Source organism: Streptomyces sp. NPDC051563, from assembly GCF_044454225.1.
GTDB lineage: Bacteria > Actinomycetota > Actinomycetes > Streptomycetales > Streptomycetaceae > Streptomyces.
Window position 1 is genome coordinate 329,345 of record NZ_JBITDL010000003.1, and the last position, 16,137, is coordinate 345,481.

The 16,137-nt window shown below is 70.7% G+C and carries 18 protein-coding genes and 1 riboswitch; of the genes, 3 read left to right on the plus strand and 15 right to left on the minus strand.

Going from position 1 to position 16,137, the window contains the following annotated elements:
* Positions 1-27 precede the first annotated feature (27 nt).
* Positions 28-1,281, minus strand: a complete 1,254-nt coding sequence (locus ACIA8F_RS05700) for a cytochrome P450 (protein WP_399376926.1) — start codon at positions 1,279-1,281, stop codon at positions 28-30.
* Positions 1,262-2,044 carry a tRNA-dependent cyclodipeptide synthase gene (locus tag ACIA8F_RS05705; protein WP_399376927.1) on the minus strand — a complete coding sequence of 261 codons (783 nt, stop codon included), beginning with the start codon at positions 2,042-2,044 and terminating at the stop codon, positions 1,262-1,264. The genes ACIA8F_RS05700 and ACIA8F_RS05705 overlap by 20 nt, the downstream gene beginning before the upstream one ends.
* Positions 2,045-2,298: 254 nt before the next feature.
* Between ACIA8F_RS05705 and ACIA8F_RS05710 the strand changes: the two genes are divergently transcribed.
* The gene (locus ACIA8F_RS05710; protein ID WP_399377000.1) at positions 2,299-2,511 is read left to right on the plus strand and encodes an EF-hand domain-containing protein; all 213 of its coding nucleotides are present in this window, start codon (positions 2,299-2,301) and stop codon (positions 2,509-2,511) included.
* A 44-nt stretch (positions 2,512-2,555) separates the two neighbouring features.
* Here ACIA8F_RS05710 and ACIA8F_RS05715 read toward each other — a convergent pair whose 3' ends face one another.
* From ACIA8F_RS05715 to ACIA8F_RS05735, 5 genes are read right to left on the minus strand one after another with little or no spacing between them, the layout of a single operon-like run.
* Positions 2,556-3,113: a PadR family transcriptional regulator gene (locus ACIA8F_RS05715; RefSeq protein ID WP_399376928.1), complete on the minus strand. Its 558-nt coding sequence runs from the start codon at positions 3,111-3,113 to the stop codon at positions 2,556-2,558.
* A 44-nt stretch (positions 3,114-3,157) separates the two neighbouring features.
* Positions 3,158-3,979 carry an energy-coupling factor ABC transporter ATP-binding protein gene (locus ACIA8F_RS05720; RefSeq protein WP_399376929.1) on the minus strand — a complete coding sequence of 274 codons (822 nt, stop codon included), beginning with the start codon at positions 3,977-3,979 and terminating at the stop codon, positions 3,158-3,160.
* Positions 3,976-4,725 carry a cobalt ECF transporter T component CbiQ gene (gene cbiQ, locus ACIA8F_RS05725; protein WP_399376930.1) on the minus strand — a complete coding sequence of 250 codons (750 nt, stop codon included), beginning with the start codon at positions 4,723-4,725 and terminating at the stop codon, positions 3,976-3,978. Before cbiQ ends, ACIA8F_RS05720 begins: the two co-directional genes overlap by 4 nt.
* A gap of 4 nt (positions 4,726-4,729) precedes the next feature.
* Entirely contained in the window at positions 4,730-5,065 is a 336-nt protein-coding gene (locus tag ACIA8F_RS05730) for an energy-coupling factor ABC transporter substrate-binding protein (RefSeq protein ID WP_399377001.1), read from the minus strand.
* An 8-nt stretch (positions 5,066-5,073) separates the two neighbouring features.
* Positions 5,074-5,769 (minus strand): energy-coupling factor ABC transporter permease, encoded by a 696-nt coding sequence (locus ACIA8F_RS05735; protein WP_399376931.1) that lies wholly within the window; start codon positions 5,767-5,769, stop codon positions 5,074-5,076.
* Between the two features lie 28 nt (positions 5,770-5,797).
* A riboswitch (cobalamin riboswitch) is annotated at positions 5,798-5,992 on the minus strand.
* 131 nt (positions 5,993-6,123) lie between these two features.
* Between ACIA8F_RS05735 and ACIA8F_RS05740 the strand changes: the two genes are divergently transcribed.
* Both ACIA8F_RS05740 and ACIA8F_RS05745 read left to right on the plus strand, forming a co-directional pair.
* Entirely contained in the window at positions 6,124-7,041 is a 918-nt protein-coding gene (locus ACIA8F_RS05740) for a methylglyoxal synthase (protein WP_399376932.1), read from the plus strand.
* 91 nt (positions 7,042-7,132) lie between these two features.
* Complete coding sequence (locus tag ACIA8F_RS05745; protein WP_399376934.1) at positions 7,133-7,858, plus strand: flavodoxin family protein; 726 nt, start codon at positions 7,133-7,135, stop codon at positions 7,856-7,858.
* A gap of 25 nt (positions 7,859-7,883) precedes the next feature.
* On the opposite strand, the gene ACIA8F_RS05750 is transcribed toward ACIA8F_RS05745, so the two are convergent.
* The 8 genes from ACIA8F_RS05750 to gcvT form a co-directional block, all read right to left on the minus strand.
* Positions 7,884-8,408 carry a hypothetical protein gene (locus ACIA8F_RS05750; protein ID WP_399376935.1) on the minus strand — a complete coding sequence of 175 codons (525 nt, stop codon included), beginning with the start codon at positions 8,406-8,408 and terminating at the stop codon, positions 7,884-7,886.
* A 118-nt stretch (positions 8,409-8,526) separates the two neighbouring features.
* Positions 8,527-8,934 (minus strand): SsgA family sporulation/cell division regulator, encoded by a 408-nt coding sequence (locus tag ACIA8F_RS05755; RefSeq protein WP_399376936.1) that lies wholly within the window; start codon positions 8,932-8,934, stop codon positions 8,527-8,529.
* Between the two features lie 217 nt (positions 8,935-9,151).
* On the minus strand, positions 9,152-9,466 hold the full coding sequence (locus ACIA8F_RS05760) for a hypothetical protein (RefSeq protein WP_383953025.1): 315 nt from the start codon (positions 9,464-9,466) through the stop codon (positions 9,152-9,154).
* A gap of 284 nt (positions 9,467-9,750) precedes the next feature.
* The gene (locus tag ACIA8F_RS05765) at positions 9,751-11,133 is read right to left on the minus strand and encodes an L-serine ammonia-lyase (protein ID WP_399376937.1); all 1,383 of its coding nucleotides are present in this window, start codon (positions 11,131-11,133) and stop codon (positions 9,751-9,753) included.
* A 144-nt stretch (positions 11,134-11,277) separates the two neighbouring features.
* Positions 11,278-12,927 carry an APC family permease gene (locus ACIA8F_RS05770; RefSeq protein ID WP_399376940.1) on the minus strand — a complete coding sequence of 550 codons (1,650 nt, stop codon included), beginning with the start codon at positions 12,925-12,927 and terminating at the stop codon, positions 11,278-11,280.
* 166 nt (positions 12,928-13,093) lie between these two features.
* Positions 13,094-14,350 carry a serine hydroxymethyltransferase gene (gene glyA, locus ACIA8F_RS05775; RefSeq protein ID WP_399376941.1) on the minus strand — a complete coding sequence of 419 codons (1,257 nt, stop codon included), beginning with the start codon at positions 14,348-14,350 and terminating at the stop codon, positions 13,094-13,096.
* A gap of 14 nt (positions 14,351-14,364) precedes the next feature.
* Positions 14,365-14,745, minus strand: a complete 381-nt coding sequence (gcvH, locus tag ACIA8F_RS05780) for a glycine cleavage system protein GcvH (protein ID WP_399376942.1) — start codon at positions 14,743-14,745, stop codon at positions 14,365-14,367.
* Positions 14,746-14,852: 107 nt separating this feature from the next.
* Positions 14,853-15,968: a glycine cleavage system aminomethyltransferase GcvT gene (gcvT, locus tag ACIA8F_RS05785; RefSeq protein ID WP_399376943.1), complete on the minus strand. Its 1,116-nt coding sequence runs from the start codon at positions 15,966-15,968 to the stop codon at positions 14,853-14,855.
* Positions 15,969-16,137: the final 169 nt, after the last annotated feature.

Sequence of the window (16,137 nt, forward strand, 5' to 3'; positions counted from 1 at the left end):
CACGCTCACCTGCTCACCGCCGTCTCCTCACCAGGCGACGGGGAGCCGCTCGGGCAGGCGCTTGATGAAGCCGGTCCGCCACACGAGGTTCTCCGCCGGCACCGCGAGACGCAGCTCGGGCAGCCGCTCGACCAGCACCTCCAGCGCGATCTCGGCGTGCGCCCGGCCCAGCGCGGAGGCCGGGCAGAAGTGCCGGCCGGCGCCGAAGGCGAGGTTGGCGTTGGAGCCCTCGCGCTCCAGGTCCAGCTCCTCGGGGTTCTCGAAGGCCTCCGGGTCGAAGTTGGCCCCCTCCAGCAGGACGAGGACCAGCTCGCCCTCCTTGACCAGCACGTCCCCGACCTGGATGTCCGCCATGGCGATGCGCGGCAGGCCGTCGCCCACGGACAGGTTCCAGCGCAGCAGCTCGTCCACGGCCTTGCCCATGCGCTCCGGGTGCTTGCGCAGGTACCCGATGAGCTCGGGCTTCTGCAGCAGCGCCAGGACCGCGAGGGTCAGGAACGCGGAGGTGGAGACGGCCCCGGCCCCGAAGAGGGAGACGGCGACGGTGGCGAACATGTCGTCGGTCAGGTGCGCCGACTCCGGGTCCGCCTCCTTCAGCTCGGCGAACCTGCCGAGGAGCCCCGTACGCTCCTCGGCAGGCAGCGCCAGCTGCGCCTTCAGCTGCTGCTCGAAGTAGCCGACGTCCTTGTACCAGTTGAGCGCTGAGTCGGCGAAGGGCTCGCGAGCGGTCATGAACGCGACGTCCAGCCCCGACATCAGCCGCCGCCAGTCCTCGAACGGCACGCCCAGCACCTGGCAGTGCATGGCCGCGGAGAAGGGGTCGGCGAACCCGGCCCGCAGGTCGGCGGGCCCCCCTTCGGCGAGGAGCTGGTCGATGAGCTCGCCGGCCTTGGCGCGCAGCCAGTCCTGCAGGCCCTTCTGGCGCGGGTTGAGCGCCTTCATGACCGCGTTGCGCAGTCCGGCGCTGTTGATGTTGCCCATGTTGTTGACGACCTCGGGCGGGATCGTCAGTGCGTACTGGCGCGGGACGCCGGCGTTCGCCGTGTCCTTGAGGCTGAAGCGCTCGTCCTCCAGCACCTGCTTGGCCAGCGCGTAGCTGCTCACCAGCCAGGCCGGGTCCCCGGTGAGGGTGCGGATCTGCGCGACCGGCGCCTTCTCGCGCAGCCAGGTGCACTCCTCGGGGAGCACGTCGCCGCGCCGCGAGAGCGGGAAGTCGATGAGCGGCCCGGTGGTCTGTCCGGTGCCCTGATCGGAATGGGCCTCAAGCTGCTCGACGCTCATCGACGGTCCCTTCGGCTGGTGCGGTGTGCGCGTGAGTGTTCGGGTGGTTCGTGGTGCTCCGCGGCTTTTCGGCCGCCTCGGGCCGCACCACGGCGTATGCCTGGTTCCTCGTGGCGCGCAGTCCCCCACCGCGCGAGAAGAGGAGGTCGGTCATCGGCATCTTGACGTGGTACGCCGCCACGGAGGACGGGACGTCGAGAATGCTCGGGGTGTCGATGAAGAACGGCAGCTCGGCCGCCATGTAATCGAAACACACCTGCAACTGCGCGTCGGTGATGGATTCACCTTCCGGCAACTTGGAGCCGACAAAGTGCAGGGCCATTTCCTCGCAGCCCTTGCGGAATGCGTCATCGGTCTCCAGGAAATGGAGTACACGTCGGTGCAGAAGTTGGTAGACGGGGTTCGTCTGGAACTCCGAAAGTGCCCTCACTCGGATCTCGGCGTGCGGAGGTCCTGATTCCTCCACGCCCTTGAGAATCCGTCGCCGGACTGCCTTGATTTCCTTCGTCGCACGCTTCTCGGCGTGTTCCCGGGTGTAGCCGAAGGCGGCGAACATCCCGTCCACGTGGAGGTCTGCGTACACGAAGTCGACCTGTGCGAAGCGGGTCGTGGCCCATCGGGCGAGGTCGGATATGCGCTCGGAGCTGAAGTAGCTGTTGCCAGGACTCACTCCGATGAGCACATGGTCGCCGTCTTCCCAGATGTGGTGGCAAGTGCGGGTGAAGGGCAGAACTTCGAATGATGCGTCAGCTGTGATCGTCACCTGTGTGATCGCCCTTGTTGCCGCTTGTCCCTGGGAGCCCTGCGCTCCCGGTGTGGCGGCAATGTCGCTACGTTATGCCGTGGTCCCGGAGCGTGACAAGTGGGGGCTTGAATTGTTGGCTGGAATTATCGCTTCCGCACTACGGAAGAGTAATTGGATTTCTTTCTGCCGCTCGAACGGGACCCGGGGCGTGAGGGGGCCGGGTGTGCCGCTACCCTGAGCCGGTCAACAAGCACCAAGAAGGGGTGGACCCAGTGGCGGACATCGAGAGCGCACGGACGACGTTCGGCAAGTTCGACGTGAACGGTGACGGCTTCGTGACGGCGGACGAGTTCCGTTCGGCGATGGCGGCGATGGGCGACCCGTTCGTCACCGGCCCGGTCGCGGAGGCCGTGATCGCCTCCAAGGACGCGAACGACGACGGCCTGCTGAGCTTCGACGAGTTCTGGGCCTCCCTGAACAAGTAAGCCTTTTGCGCCGCCCCGGCCCCCTGCCGGGCCGGGGCGCGCGTTCAGCCCTGTCGGCCGGTCTCGCCGGCCATGCCCTCCACCTCGGCGAGGGTCTCCTCCAGCCAGCGCAGCCAGAAGGTCTCCAGCCCGGTTCCCGCGTGCAGCACGACACGCCGCAGCCGGTCCTCGTCGGATTCCCGCCCGGCCGGGAAGTCCCTCTCCTCGATGCCCTCGTACACCGCCAACTGGGCCCGGTGCAGCTCCAGATGGCGCCGCACCTCCGCGGCCAGCCCCTGCGGCCCCACCACCGCGGCCGCCCGGATCCGCAGCAGCAGCGGATCGCGCACCGGCTTGGGATCCTGAGCCTCCCCGACCCACCGCGCCAGCTCCCCGCTCCCGGCCGGCAGCACCTCGTACTCCTTCTTCTGCCCCCGCACGGGCCCCTCGCTGGGCAGCGCCCGGATCAGCCCGGACTCCTCCAGCCGGCCGAGCTCGCGGTAGATCTGCTGGTGCGTCGCGGACCAGAAGTACCCGATCGACCTGTCGAACCGCCGGGTCAGCTCCAGCCCCGACGAGGGCTTCTCGAGCAGGGCGGTGAGGATGGCGTGCGGGAGCGACATGCGGCCATCCTAGGTTTGCGGGAGATCGGGAACCGCGAACCCGCCTACCGCCAGGCGGCCAGTGCCTCCGGATTGCGGGGGCCGGGGGCGTCCGCCGCCAGCAGGCCGTGGGACCGCAGCAGTGCGGCCACCGCCGGGGACCAGGCCTGGCGCAGGCCCGCCGAGGTGAGGAGGGCCGGCTCCGACAGGAGGGGTTCGGCCGGGCCGAAGCGGATGCCCGTCGGGGTCAGGACCGCCGCGTCGTCGGCCCAGCGGACCGCCAGGTCCACGTCGTGGGTGGCCATCACCACCGTCGTGCCGGAGGCGCGCAGTCCTGCGAGGACGTCGAGGAGCCGCTCCTGGCCGTCGGGGTCCAGGCCGGCCGTCGGCTCGTCCAGGATCAGCACCCGCGGGGCCATCGCCACCGCCCCCGCGATCGCCGCGCGCTTGCGCTGCCCGTAGGAGAGCAGGTGGGTGGGGCGGTCCCGGAGCCGGGTGATGTCCAGGGCGGCGAGGGCCGAGTCCACGCGGACGCGGACCTCCGGGGCGGGGAGCCCCAGGTTCATCGGGCCGAAGGACACGTCCTGCTCGACCGAGGCCGCGAACAGCTGGTCGTCGGGGTCCTGCACCACCAGCTGGACGGACGTGCGCAGCCGGGTCAGGCCGGCCCGGTCGTACGAGACCTCCGTGCCGTCCAGCCGCAGCGATCCCGCGCCGGGCCGCAGGCCGCCGCTCAGCAGCCGCATCAGCGTGGTCTTGCCGCTGCCGTTGCGGCCGAGCAGGGCCAGCGCCCGGCCCGGCGCGATGGCGAAGTCGACGCCGGTCAGGACCGCGGGGCCGTCCTCGTAGGCGTAGGCCGCGCCGGACAGTTCCACTACCGGGTTCACAGGGCGAGCCCCTTCAGGGTGAGGGTCAGGGTGATCAGGGCCGCCAGCAGGCCGGCGGTGGCCGCCAGGAAGCGCCACGACAGGGAAGCCTCCGGTACGAGGACCCGCAGCGCGCCGTCGTAGCCGCGGCCGGCCAGACCCGCCTGGAGCTTGGCCGCGCGGTCGAAGGCCCGTACGAAGGAGGTGGCGGCGAGCCCGGCCAGGGAACGCCACACCGCTGCCCGGCCGGTGTGCCCGAGCCGGGCCGCCTGGGCCCGGCGGACCTGGGCCATGGAATCGAGCAGCAGGAAGCCGATCCGGTACATGACCAGGGCCACGTCCACCACGGGGGCCGGCACCCCGGCCCGGACCAGCCGGGGCAGGACGTCGGAGACCGGGGTGGTGAAGGCGAACAGCAGCAGCCCGAGCGAGGCCGCCGAGGTGCGCAGCAGCAGTTCGGCGGCGAGCCGGGGGCCGTCGGGGGCCAGGGACACCGGCCCCGCCGGGCCGCCCACCGCGAACAGCAGGGGCAGCGCCCCGGTGAAGCAGAAGCCGAGCGGGATCCGGAAGGCCCGCCAGAGCTGCCGGCCGGCCACCCCGGCCGGGCCGAGCAGCACGGCGAGGGTGGCGGCGGCCACCAGCGGGCCGCCCGGCCAGGGCGGCAGGCACACGGCGGTGACCGTCAGCCCGATCCCGAGCAGGGCCTTCTCCAGCGGGTGCCGGCCGCGCCAGCGGCTGCTGTGCGCGGCAACGTCGATCGGCAGCACCCGGCTACGCCTCCGGGGCGGCGGCGGGAGCGGCCGCGGCGGCGGCCGCGCCCTGGCGGCGGCCCTTGCGGACGCCGAAGTAGTACGCGAGGACGCCCGCGCCCAGCGCCGCCTGCAGGGCGAACAGTGCGGACTCGATCTCGCCCGACGGGGGCTCGTACAGCGGGGAGAACCAGGGCTCGTAGTCGGGCTTCAGCTCGGTGATCGCCGTCTCGGCCTGCGCGTCGGCGCCGGCGAAGGGCTCCTCCTTGTGGTCGCCCATCCCCAGTGCGACCGGGAGGACGGCCAGCGCCGCCACCAGGAGCAGCAGCAGGGTGTTGATCTTCGCGTTCCTGGACATCTTGCTCATCAGGCCGCCGCCTTCTCTCCGGTACGGGCGGCCGTCAGCTTCGCGACACCCAGCCGGACCAGGTCCGACTTGCTCGACGCCATCAGCAGCCGCATCACGAGGACGGTCAGCAGCCCCTCGCTCACGGCCAGCGGGATCTGGGTGACCGCGAAGATCCCCCCGAACTTCGCGAGGGAGCCCAGGAATCCGGAGGCCGGGTCCGGGAAGGCCAGGGCGAGCTGCACGCTGGTGACGCAGTAGGTGACCAGGTCGGCGAAGAAGGCGCCGAAGAACACGGTCACCATCAGCGGGGCCCCGGACCTGCGCAGCAGCCGGTAGACGGCGTAGCCCGCCCACGGGCCGGCGATGGCCATCGAGAAGACGTTGGCGCCGAGGGTGGTGAGCCCGCCGTGTGCCAGCAGCAGGGCCTGGAACAGCAGGGTGATCGTGCCGAGCACCGCCATGATCGGCGGCCGGAACAGGATCGCCCCGAGCCCGGTGCCCGTGGGGTGCGAGCAACTGCCCGTCACGGAGGGGATCTTCAGGGCGGACAGGACGAAGGTGAAGGCCCCGGACGCACCGAGCAGCAGGGTGCTCTCGGGGTTGGCCTTCACCTCGCGGGTGAGCGCGCGGACGCCGTGGACGACGAAGGGGGCGGACGCGGCGCCCCAGGCGACCGCGTGCAAAGGGGGCAGGAACCCCTCGGCTATATGCATGAGTAGGGAGACCTCTCCAGCACCTCGTGGATGGACAACGCGCCCCGGCCGGTCTCCTGGCTCACGGGTTGACGTCCATGCTCCGCCTTCCCGGGCAGCGCGGAACCTCCCGCGCAGCCCAGTGGCTTTCCCGCAGGAGTGGAGCCGGACTTCCCGATCACAGTGGCGAGGGCCGCACCGGTTTCCCACCGGTTTCCCGAACACCAAGGCCCGCTGACCCTAGTCGGCCGCGCGGACCGGTAACAACCCGCCCCAATCACGCCATGCGGTGACCTGATTCCGCTTGTGCATCACGCACCGTGTTCGCACCGCTACTATCGGCCTCAATAGCCCCACCTGAAAAGGGAGTTCTGCATGTCCGTGACCGCCGAAGACTGGCTGCCCCGCGTCGCCGCGCTGTTCCGCACGTACGATCTGGACGGGGACGGGCATCTCGGCCGCGAGGACCTCATCGCCTACGCCGGCCGCCTCGCCGAATGGCTCACCGAGCCCGGGGACACCCGCCGCAGGGCCGCCCTCCACGACGCCTACTCCGAGCTGTGGACGCAGCTGCAGGCCGCATCGGACACCGACCGGGGCGGCCGGATCAGCGAGCAGGAGTTCGTCGCGGCGGCCGCGCGCGACGCCTTCGACGGCGACCGCTACTTCCGCGAGTCCACCCTGCGGGCCCTCGACGCCCTCGCCGACGCCCTGGACCGGGACGGCGACGGCCGCATCGACCGCGCGGAGTACGAGCGCCTCTTCGGGGCGACCGGCATCGACGGCTCGCTCGACGCGCTCTCCTTCGACCGGGTCGACGTCGACGGCGACGGTTCCATCAGCCGTGAGGAGCTGCGGGCCGCGGCCGTGCACCTCTACCCGCTGGCCGACCCGAGCTGGCTCACCGGAGCGGGCGGCCGCAGCGACCGCCCGCGCGGCATCGCCCTGGTCGCCCACGACGCGCGCAAGGCCGACCTGCTCGCCTGGACGGATCGCAAGGCCGCCGAGCTCAAGCCCCACCGGCTCTACGGGACCGGCACCACCGGCACCCTGATCAACCGGCGGCTCGGCCTGGACGTCGCCCCGCTGCGCAGCGGGCCGCTCGGCGGGGACCAGCAGATCGGTTCGCTCATCACCCAGGGGCAGATCGACCTGCTGGTGTTCTTCTTCGACCCGCTGGCCTCGCACCCGCACGGGGACGACGTACGGGCCCTCATCCGGCTCGCGGTGCTCGGCAACGTCCGCCTCGCCCTGAACGCGGCGAGCGCGGACGCGATGATCGAATCCCTGTGACCCCGACCCGGGCGCCGGCTCCGACGCCGGGCTGAGCCCGGACGGGCGCGGCCCGGTGGCGGCCACGGCGGTCGCCGGTGAGGCTGGGCGGGTGGCTACCGATCCCGCGCGCGACCTCGACTACTCCGACCTGACCGCCGTGTACGTCAACTGCACGCTCAAGCGGTCCCCCGAGCCCAGCAACACCGAGGGCCTGATCGGCAAGAGCCGTGCGGTGATGGAGGCGGCCGGGGTCCGGACCTCGCTCATCCGTGCCGTCGACCACGACATCGCCACCGGTGTCTGGCCCGACATGACCGAGCACGGCTGGGAGAGCGACCAGTGGCCGGTGCTCTACAGCCAGATCATGGACGCCGACATCCTCGTGCTGTGCGGCCCGATCTGGCTCGGGGACAACAGCTCGGTGATGAAGCAGGTCATCGAGCGGCTCTACGCCTGCTCCTCGATCCTGAACGAGCAGGGCCAGTACGCCTATTACGGGCGCGTGGGCGGGGCGCTGATCACCGGCAACGAGGACGGCGTCAAGCACTGCGCCATGAACGTCCTCTACAGCCTCCAGCACCTCGGCTACGCGATCCCGCCGCAGGCCGACGCCGGATGGATCGGCGAGGCCGGACCCGGGCCCTCGTACCTGGACCCCGGATCCGGCGGCCCCGAGAACGATTTCACCAACCGGAACACGGCCTTCATGAGCTGGAACCTCATGCACCTGGCGGCCCTGCTCAAGCGGTCCGGCGGGATGCCGGCGCACGGCAACCAGCGCTCCCTGTGGGACGCGGGCTGCCGGTTCGACTTCCCGAATCCCGAGCACCGCTAGCCGGGCCCCGGCTCCCGCCGGGGGCTCAGCAGGTGTTCGGGTGCGCGATGTCCAGGACGAAGCGCTCCGGGGAGTGCAGCGTGAAGGAGCTGTAGGCGGGCGTGGTGTCGAAGGCGGCGCCGAAGGTGACGTACCCCTCGTAGTCGCCGGTCAGGGCGAGCCCCTTGAGCTTGGGCAGGTCGATCTTGACGAGCTTGGGGCCGAGGTAGACGTTGTGGCCCGCGTCGTCGTGTCCGGCGGCGGGGTGCAGGCGGACTTCCAGGAAGTACCGGCCGGGCAGCGGGACGGGCTTGCCGGACCCGTCGTAGACCAGGTTCGGGACGGGGGTGACGGTGACCCCGGGTACGTACCCCTGCAGGTCGATGACCACCCGGTCGTACGTGCAGTGGCCGCCGTAGCGGGCATTGACGACGAGCGGAGTCTGGGTGGCCTTGGCCTTGGTGGCGGCTGTCGTGGTTGCGGCGGATGCCGGGGCGGCGAAGGCCAGGGTGGCGGCGAGCAGTGCGCCCACCCCCAGTGCGGTGGCCTGCCGGCGGCGTGGACGGTTCATGGCGTCCCCTCGATTCCGAGAGACGGGGAACGGTGTCACCCGTGAAGACGCGCCGGGTCGGGGCGTGGTTGCACCCGGTACGGGCACGGTTGCCCCCGGTGCGCCGCCTGCGCCCGGTTCAGCTGGGCAGCAGGGCGCTCAGCTCGGCGTCGAGGTCGTAATGCCGGTGCTCCTGGCCGCGCGGCACCAGCTCGGTCATCCGGCGGCACAGCGCCTGGACGTCCTTGGCCCGGGCCGACACCACGCACGACTGCTCGCCGTTGCTGAAGGCGAGGAAGACCCGCGGCTCGGTGCCCTTCCAGCGGGGCCACACCTGGATGTCGCCCTCGCCGGTGGCGCAGACCTGGCCGTCGAGCAGCAGTTCCCGGGAGAAGACCCAGTGGGCGAGGTGCATGCCGGCCCCCTCGAAGTCGAGGGAGATCTCGTAGGGCCGCTCGGTCCGGTACACGAAGACGCCCCGCACCGGGACGGGCTCGGGAGCGGCCTCCAGGCGGAGCGGGAGGACGCGGTGTTCGGTGCCGGTCATGCGGGCGCCTCTCTCTCGGGGTGGGTCTCGCCGGCGCACGCGCGCGAGATGCCCACTCGGGCAAGCTAGCCCACCCGGGGGCCGCCTTCCCCCGGCCGAAGGTCCCGTCCGGCCGGGCCTCTCGACCCGACTTGGCCCGACGCGCCGAGCCCCGCCCTCCGGAGGGAGGGCGGGGCTCGGCGGAAGCGTGCGACCGGGGCGGGGGCCCCGGCCGGAGCTACGGAAGCGGGTTGTAGATGAAGGACTCGTGCGCGTTCGACTGGCCGATCGCGGTGAAGCCCGAACCGTTGGCCTGGGCGCCGTTGTTCTGGTTGGAGGCGCCGAAGCCCGAGGCGACCTGCTGGGCGGTGGAGGAGTTGCCGGCGTTGCTGCCGCCGACCCCGCTTCCGAGGACGCCGGCGAGGGCCGCGTTCGACGCGGTCCCGGCCGCACCGGCCCCGTTGTCGGCCTGGGCCACGCCCGAGAAGAGCGCGAAGGCGAGGGGGAGCGATGCGGCGGCCGCCATCACGCGGATGCTGCGGGTGCTTGCCATGATTTCAAGTCCTCCAGATAAGCAAAACGGCTGTGGTCCAAGGCGGTTGGCCGACCGCCGGGGGTGTGGACGCGACGTCGTGCCCCCACCCTTGCGCAGGTGATCATCAAGAAACCAGCCCAGACTGCCTTGTTCCCTCTCAAGCGTGATCAACCTCCCGCCAAACCTCATATACCACCCAATCTCGAACGAAGTTACTGGCGTAACCCACCTGACTGAGGGGGGACATGGCGAAGGCCCCGACGCGGGGCGTCGGGGCCTTCATCAGGCGGTACGGGTCCGGGTCAGCACTCGATGACGTTGACCGCGAGACCGCCGCGGGCGGTCTCCTTGTACTTCACCTTCATGTCGGCGCCCGTCTCCTTCATGGTCTTGATGACCTTGTCGAGGGAGACCTTGTGGCTGCCGTCGCCGCGCATCGCCATCTTGGCCGCGGTGACGGCCTTGACCGCCGCCATGCCGTTGCGCTCGATGCAGGGGATCTGCACCAGGCCGCCGACCGGGTCGCAGGTCAGGCCGAGGTTGTGCTCCATGCCGATCTCGGCCGCGTTCTCGACCTGCTCCGGGGTGCCGCCCAGGACCTCGGCCAGTGCGCCGGCCGCCATCGAGCAGGCCGAGCCGACCTCGCCCTGGCAGCCGACCTCGGCGCCGGAGATCGAGGCGTTCTCCTTGAAGAGCATGCCGATCGCTCCGGCGGCGAGGAGGAAGCGGACCACCCCGTCCTCGTCGGCGCCCGGCACGAAGTTCATGTAGTAGTGCAGGACCGCCGGGAGGACGCCCGCCGCACCGTTCGTCGGGGCGGTGACGACCCGGCCGCCGGCCGCGTTCTCCTCGTTGACCGCCATCGCGTAGATGGTCGCCCACTCGCTGCGGTGCATCATCGGGTCGCCCTCGGTGCGCAGCTGGCGCGCCGTGGAGGCGGCCCGGCGCTTGACCCGCAGACCGCCGGGGAGGATGCCCTCGCGGGACATGCCGCGCGCGACGCAGGCCTGCATGACGCGCCAGATCTCCAGCAGGCCCTCGCGGATCTCGTCCTCGGTGCGCCAGGCCTTCTCGTTCTCCAGCATCATCGAGGAGATCGACAGGCCGGTCTCGTTCGCGAGGCGCAGCATCTCGTCACCGCTGCGGAAGGGGTACTTCAGCGGGGTGTCGTCGAGCTTGATCCGGTCCTCGCCGACCGCGTCCTCGTCCACGACGAAGCCGCCGCCGACCGAGTAGTAGGTCTTCTCCAGCAGCGGGTTTCCGGTCTCGTCGTACGCGAAGAGCGTCATGCCGTTCGCGTGGTACGGGAGCGAGCGCCGGCGGTGCAGGATCAGCTGGTTCGGCTCGTCGAAGTCGATCTCGTGGCCGTCACCTATGTCCGTGCCCAGCAGGCGCAGGCGGCCCGTCCGGCGGATGCGCTCGACCTCGGCGTCGGCGGTCTCCACGTTCACGGTGCGGGGGGAGTGGCCCTCCAGGCCCAGCAGCACCGCCTTGGGGGTGCCGTGGCCGTGGCCGGTGGCGCCCAGCGAGCCGAAGAGCTCCGCGCGCACCGAGGCTGTCTGCGCGAGGACGCCGTCCTTCTTGAGCCGGGTCACGAACATGCGCGCGGCGCGCATCGGTCCGACGGTGTGGGAGGAAGAGGGACCGATGCCGATCGAGAAGAGATCGAAGACGGAGATGGCCACGGTTGCGGACTCCTATGTCTGCTCGTGGGTGGGAAGCGTGGGCAGGAGGGGTTGATCGGGCTGATCTGCGGATTTTGTCCGACAGCCGAGCTTAACGCGGTGAGGTGAACGGCTCGGCTGCCGGACGGGTCGGGAGGGGGACGCTCAGGCGTGGGTCAGTTCGCGCTCCGGGGCCCCGGTGGCTCCGGTCCCGCCCGCGGGGGCGTCCAGGACCGGGTCCGGGCCGGGCAGGCCCGCGTAGTGGGCCTTGACCCCGGACCGGACGGCCCAGAAGTAGAAGCCCAGGGCCGAGAGGCCCACGAGGGCGATGTCCACGCCGCCGGGGATGATGCCGTGGCCGCCGAATTCCTTGCTGCCGAGCGCCGACAGGGTGCCCAGCCACAGCAGGAAGGCGATCATCCACCAGGCCGGGGCGAACTGCTTGGCCAGGTTCTTCTCGCCCTTGCGCTTGAGCACGATCGCCGCGATGGGGGCGGCGACCAGGGTGAGCAGCACCACCTTGCCGGTGTCGGGCCACTTCGACCAGTACAGGGCGCAGGCGGCGAAGGCGAAGGTGACCGGGCAGAGGATCTTGGCGGCCGGCAGCCGGAAGGGGCGCGGCAGCTCGGGCTTGGTCCGGCGGAAGACGCCGACCGCGATCGGGCCGATCAGGTACGAGACCACCATCGCGGCGGAGACCACGCTGGCCAGGGCCTCCCAGCTGTGGCCGACGGTGACCAGCAGCAGCACCGAGAAGCCGAGGTTCAGCCACATGGCGGGACGGGCGGTGCCGTACTTCGGGTGGACCTCGCGGATCTTCTTCGGGAAGAAGCCGGTGTCGGCGAGGTTCTGCGCCATGTAGGAGGCGGAGGCGACGTTGCCGATGTTGGCGCCGGACGGGGAGATGAAGGCGCCGAACTGGAGCATCGTGACGACCCAGTGCAGCATCAGCATCTTGGCGAGGTCGGCGAAGGGGGAGGAGAAGTTGATGCCGTTCCAGCCGCCGGCCTCGGCGAGCTTCTCGGGCGGGACGCCGCCGATGAAGGCGATCTGCAGGGCCAGGTAGATGACCAGGCCGAGGGAGAGGGCGCCGACCAGGGCCAGCGGGATGGCGCGGCCGGGGTTCTTGGCGGCGCCGCCGAGGTTGACGACGGCCTGGAAGCCGTTGAAGGCGAAGACCACGCCGGAGGTGGTGACGGCGGTCATGACCGCGGACCAGCCGTTGGGCGCGAAGCCGCCGTGGTCGGTGAAGTTGCCGGTGTGGAAGCCGGAGGCGATCAGGGCGATCACGGCGAGCACCGGGATGGCGAACTTGACCAGGGTGAGGAGGTTGTTCGCCTTGGCGAGCAGCGCGACCGACCAGTAGCAGGCCAGCCACAGGGCCACGGTGAGGAACAGGGCCATCGCCATGCCGGAGGTGGTCAGGCCGCCGTTCTCGACCAGGCCCTTGGCCCACCCGAAGTTCCAGGAGGACATGTACTGCGTACCGGCGATGGACTCGATCGGGATCAGCGCGGCGATGGCGATCCAGACCGCCCAGCCGGTGATGAAGCCCAGGACCGGCCCGTGCGAGATGGTGCCGAAGCGGGCCATCGAGCCGGGCAGCGGGTAGGCGGCGCCCACCTCCGCGTAGGACATGGCGATCATGCCGATGAAGACGGCACCGATGACCCAGGCGATGATCGCCGCGGGACCCGCGACGGCGGCCGCCTGGCCCGCCCCGAAGAGCCACCCCGATCCGAAGATCGAGCCGAGCCCGATCATGATCAGGGCGAAGAGACTGAGTCCCTTCTTGTTGGCTGCGCTCATGTCCATGGGGTGTGCTGTCCGTCCTGCCAGGGGTGCGGTCGATCCTTTATGTGGAGCCTATTTGCCATTTATTGGAGTAATCAGCGGCAATAGGTCGCATCCGCCTGGGGCTTTGGTCATGAAAGGGGCCCGGCCCTGTGCACAACAAGGCCGGGCCCTCTCAGGCCGGCGCCTAGAGCGTCGGGTACAGCGGGAACTTCGCGGCGAGCGCGGAGACGCGCGCCTTCAGGTCCTCGGCGTCGTAGGCGGGCTTCAGCGCCTGCGCGATGATCTCGGCGACCTCGGTGAAGGCCTCGGCGTCGAAACCGCGGGTGGCCAGCGCCGGCGTGCCGATCCGCAGACCCGAGGTGACCATCGGCGGCCGCGGGTCGTTCGGGACGGCGTTGCGGTTGACCGTGATGCCGACCTCGTGGAGGCGGTCCTCGGCCTGCTGACCGTCCAGCTCGGAGTTGCGCAGGTCGACCAGGACCAGGTGCACGTCGGTGCCGCCGGTGAGGACGTCCACGCCCACGGCCTTGACGTCGTCCTGGACCAGGCGGGCGGCGAGGATCTTCGCGCCCTCCAGGGTCCGCTCCTGGCGCTCCTTGAACTCGGGCGAGGCCGCCACGAGGAAGGAGACGGCCTTGGCCGCGATCACGTGCTCCAGCGGGCCGCCCTGCTGACCGGGGAAGACCGCGGAGTTGATCTTCTTGGCCAGCTCCTGCGTCGACAGGATGACACCGCCGCGCGGACCGCCGAGGGTCTTGTGCGTGGTGGTGGTCACGACGTGGGCGTGCGGCACCGGGTTCGGGTGCAGACCCGCGGCGACCAGGCCGGCGAAGTGCGCCATGTCGACCATCAGGTACGCGCCGACCTCGTCCGCGATGCGGCGGAAGGCGGCGAAGTCCAGCTGGCGCGGGTAGGCGGACCAGCCGGCGACGATCAGCTGCGGCTTGGACTCCTTGGCGAGGCGCTCGACCTCGGCCATGTCGACCTCGCCGGTCTCGTCGACGTGGTACGGGACCACGTTGTAGAGCTTGCCGGAGAAGTTGATCTTCATGCCGTGGGTCAGGTGACCGCCGTGGGCCAGGTTCAGGCCCATGATCGTGTCGCCCGGCTTGATCAGCGCGAACATCGCGGCCGCGTTGGCCTGCGCACCCGAGTGGGGCTGCACGTTCGCGGCCTCGGCGCCGAAGAGCGCCTTGATGCGGTCGATCGCGATCTGCTCGACCACGTCGACGTGCTCACAGCCGCCGTAGTAGCGGCGGCCGGGGTAGCCCTCGGCGTACTTGTTGGTCAGGACCGAGCCCTGGGCCTCCATGACGGCGACCGGAGCGAAGTTCTCCGACGCGATCATTTCCAGGGTGGACTGCTGGCGCACGAGTTCGGCGTCGACGGCGGCGGCGACGTCCGGGTCGAGCTCGTGAAGGGGAGTGTTCAGTACAGACATCAGGGTTCCCTGGGTCAGTTGCCGGCGGTGAGCTTGGCGTACTCGTCCTCGGAGAGCAGGTCGGCCGGCTCCTCCGTGACGCGCACCTTGAAGAGCCAGCCGCCCTCGAACGGAGCCGAGTTCACGAGCGCCGGGTCGTCGACGACGTCCTGGTTGAACTCGGTGATCTCGCCGGTGACGGGGGAGTACAGGTCGCTGACCGACTTGGTCGACTCCAGCTCGCCACAGGTCTCGCCCGCGGTCACCGTGTCGCCCACCTCGGGAAGCTGGGCGTAGACGACGTCACCGAGCGCGTTGGCCGCGAACTCCGTGATGCCGACCGTCGAGACGCCGTCGACGGCGCCCGACAGCCACTCGTGCTCCTTGCTGAAACGCAGCTGCTGGGGGTTGCTCATGACCTGATTCTCCTGGATGCGGGGGAGTGGATACGAACGGTGGTCGTGCGGGACGGCGCGGTGCGTGCGCCGTCCGGCGGTGCGCCGCGGTGCGGTGCGGTACGGGGCTACTTCTGCCGCTTGTAGAACGGCAGGGCCACGACCTCGTACGCCTCATGCGTACCGCGAATGTCCACGCCGACACCGGAGGCGCCGGGCGCGGCGTGCGCCGCGTCGACATAGGCCATCGCGATCGGCTTGCCCAGCGTCGGGGACGGGGCCCCGGAGGTGACCTCGCCGATGACCTGGCCGTCGAAGGTCACGGGGAAACCGGCGCGCGGAACACGGCGGCCCTCGGCGATCAGGCCGACCAGCTTGCGCGGCGCCTTGGAGGCGGCGCGCTCGGCGGCGGCCTCCAGGGCGGCGCGGCCGACGAAGTCGCCCTCCTTCTCGAACTTCACGACCCGGCCCAGACCCGCGTCGAACGGGGTCAGGGAGGTGGTCAGCTCGTGCCCGTACAGCGGCATGCCCGCTTCCAGGCGCAGGGTGTCGCGGCAGGACAGGCCGGCCGGGACCAGGCCGACGCCCTCTCCCGCCTTGGTCAGCGCCTGCCACAGCTCCACGGCGTGCTCGGGGGCGACGAACAGCTCGAAGCCGTCCTCGCCGGTGTAGCCGGTACGGGCGATCAGCGCGGGCACCCCGGCGACCGTGCCGGGCAGGCCGGCGTAGTACTTCAGCCCGTCCAGGTCGGCGTCGGTGAGGGAGGCGAGGATGCCGGGGGACTCCGGCCCCTGCACCGCGAGCAGCGCGTACGCGTCGCGGTCGTCGCGGACCTCGGCGTCGAAGCCGGCGGCGCGCTCGGTGATCGCGTCCAGGACGACCTGGGCGTTGGAGGCGTTCGCGACGACCATGAACTCGGTCTCGCCCAGGCGGTAGACGATCAGGTCGTCGAGGATCCCGCCGTCTTCCCGGCAGATGTGCGTGTAGCGGGCGCGGCCGACGCCGACGGTGGAGATGTTGCCGACCAGCGCGTAGTCCAGGACCTTGACGGCCTCGGGGCCGGTCAGGGTGATCTCGCCCATGTGGGAGAGGTCGAACAGACCGGCCCTGGTGCGGACGGCGTTGTGCTCGTCGCGCTCGCTGGCGTACCGCAGGGGCATGTCCCAGCCCGCGAAATCGGTCATGGTCGCACCGAGGGAACGGTGCAGCGCATCGAGGGCGGTCAGGCGGGGGGCAGTGCTCATGGGTGTGGCTCCCGGGTCCCAGGGCATGACATGACGAGGAGGAGTTCCTCCCCATCTGTCATCGGAACCTGAGAGGTTCGCCGAGAGTTCCCCGCTTCCAGGGGAAGGCCTTCGACTTGCACCTTGGGTGGAACCGTCACCGGTGCCCTCACGGGCGGTGGTGCGGCTC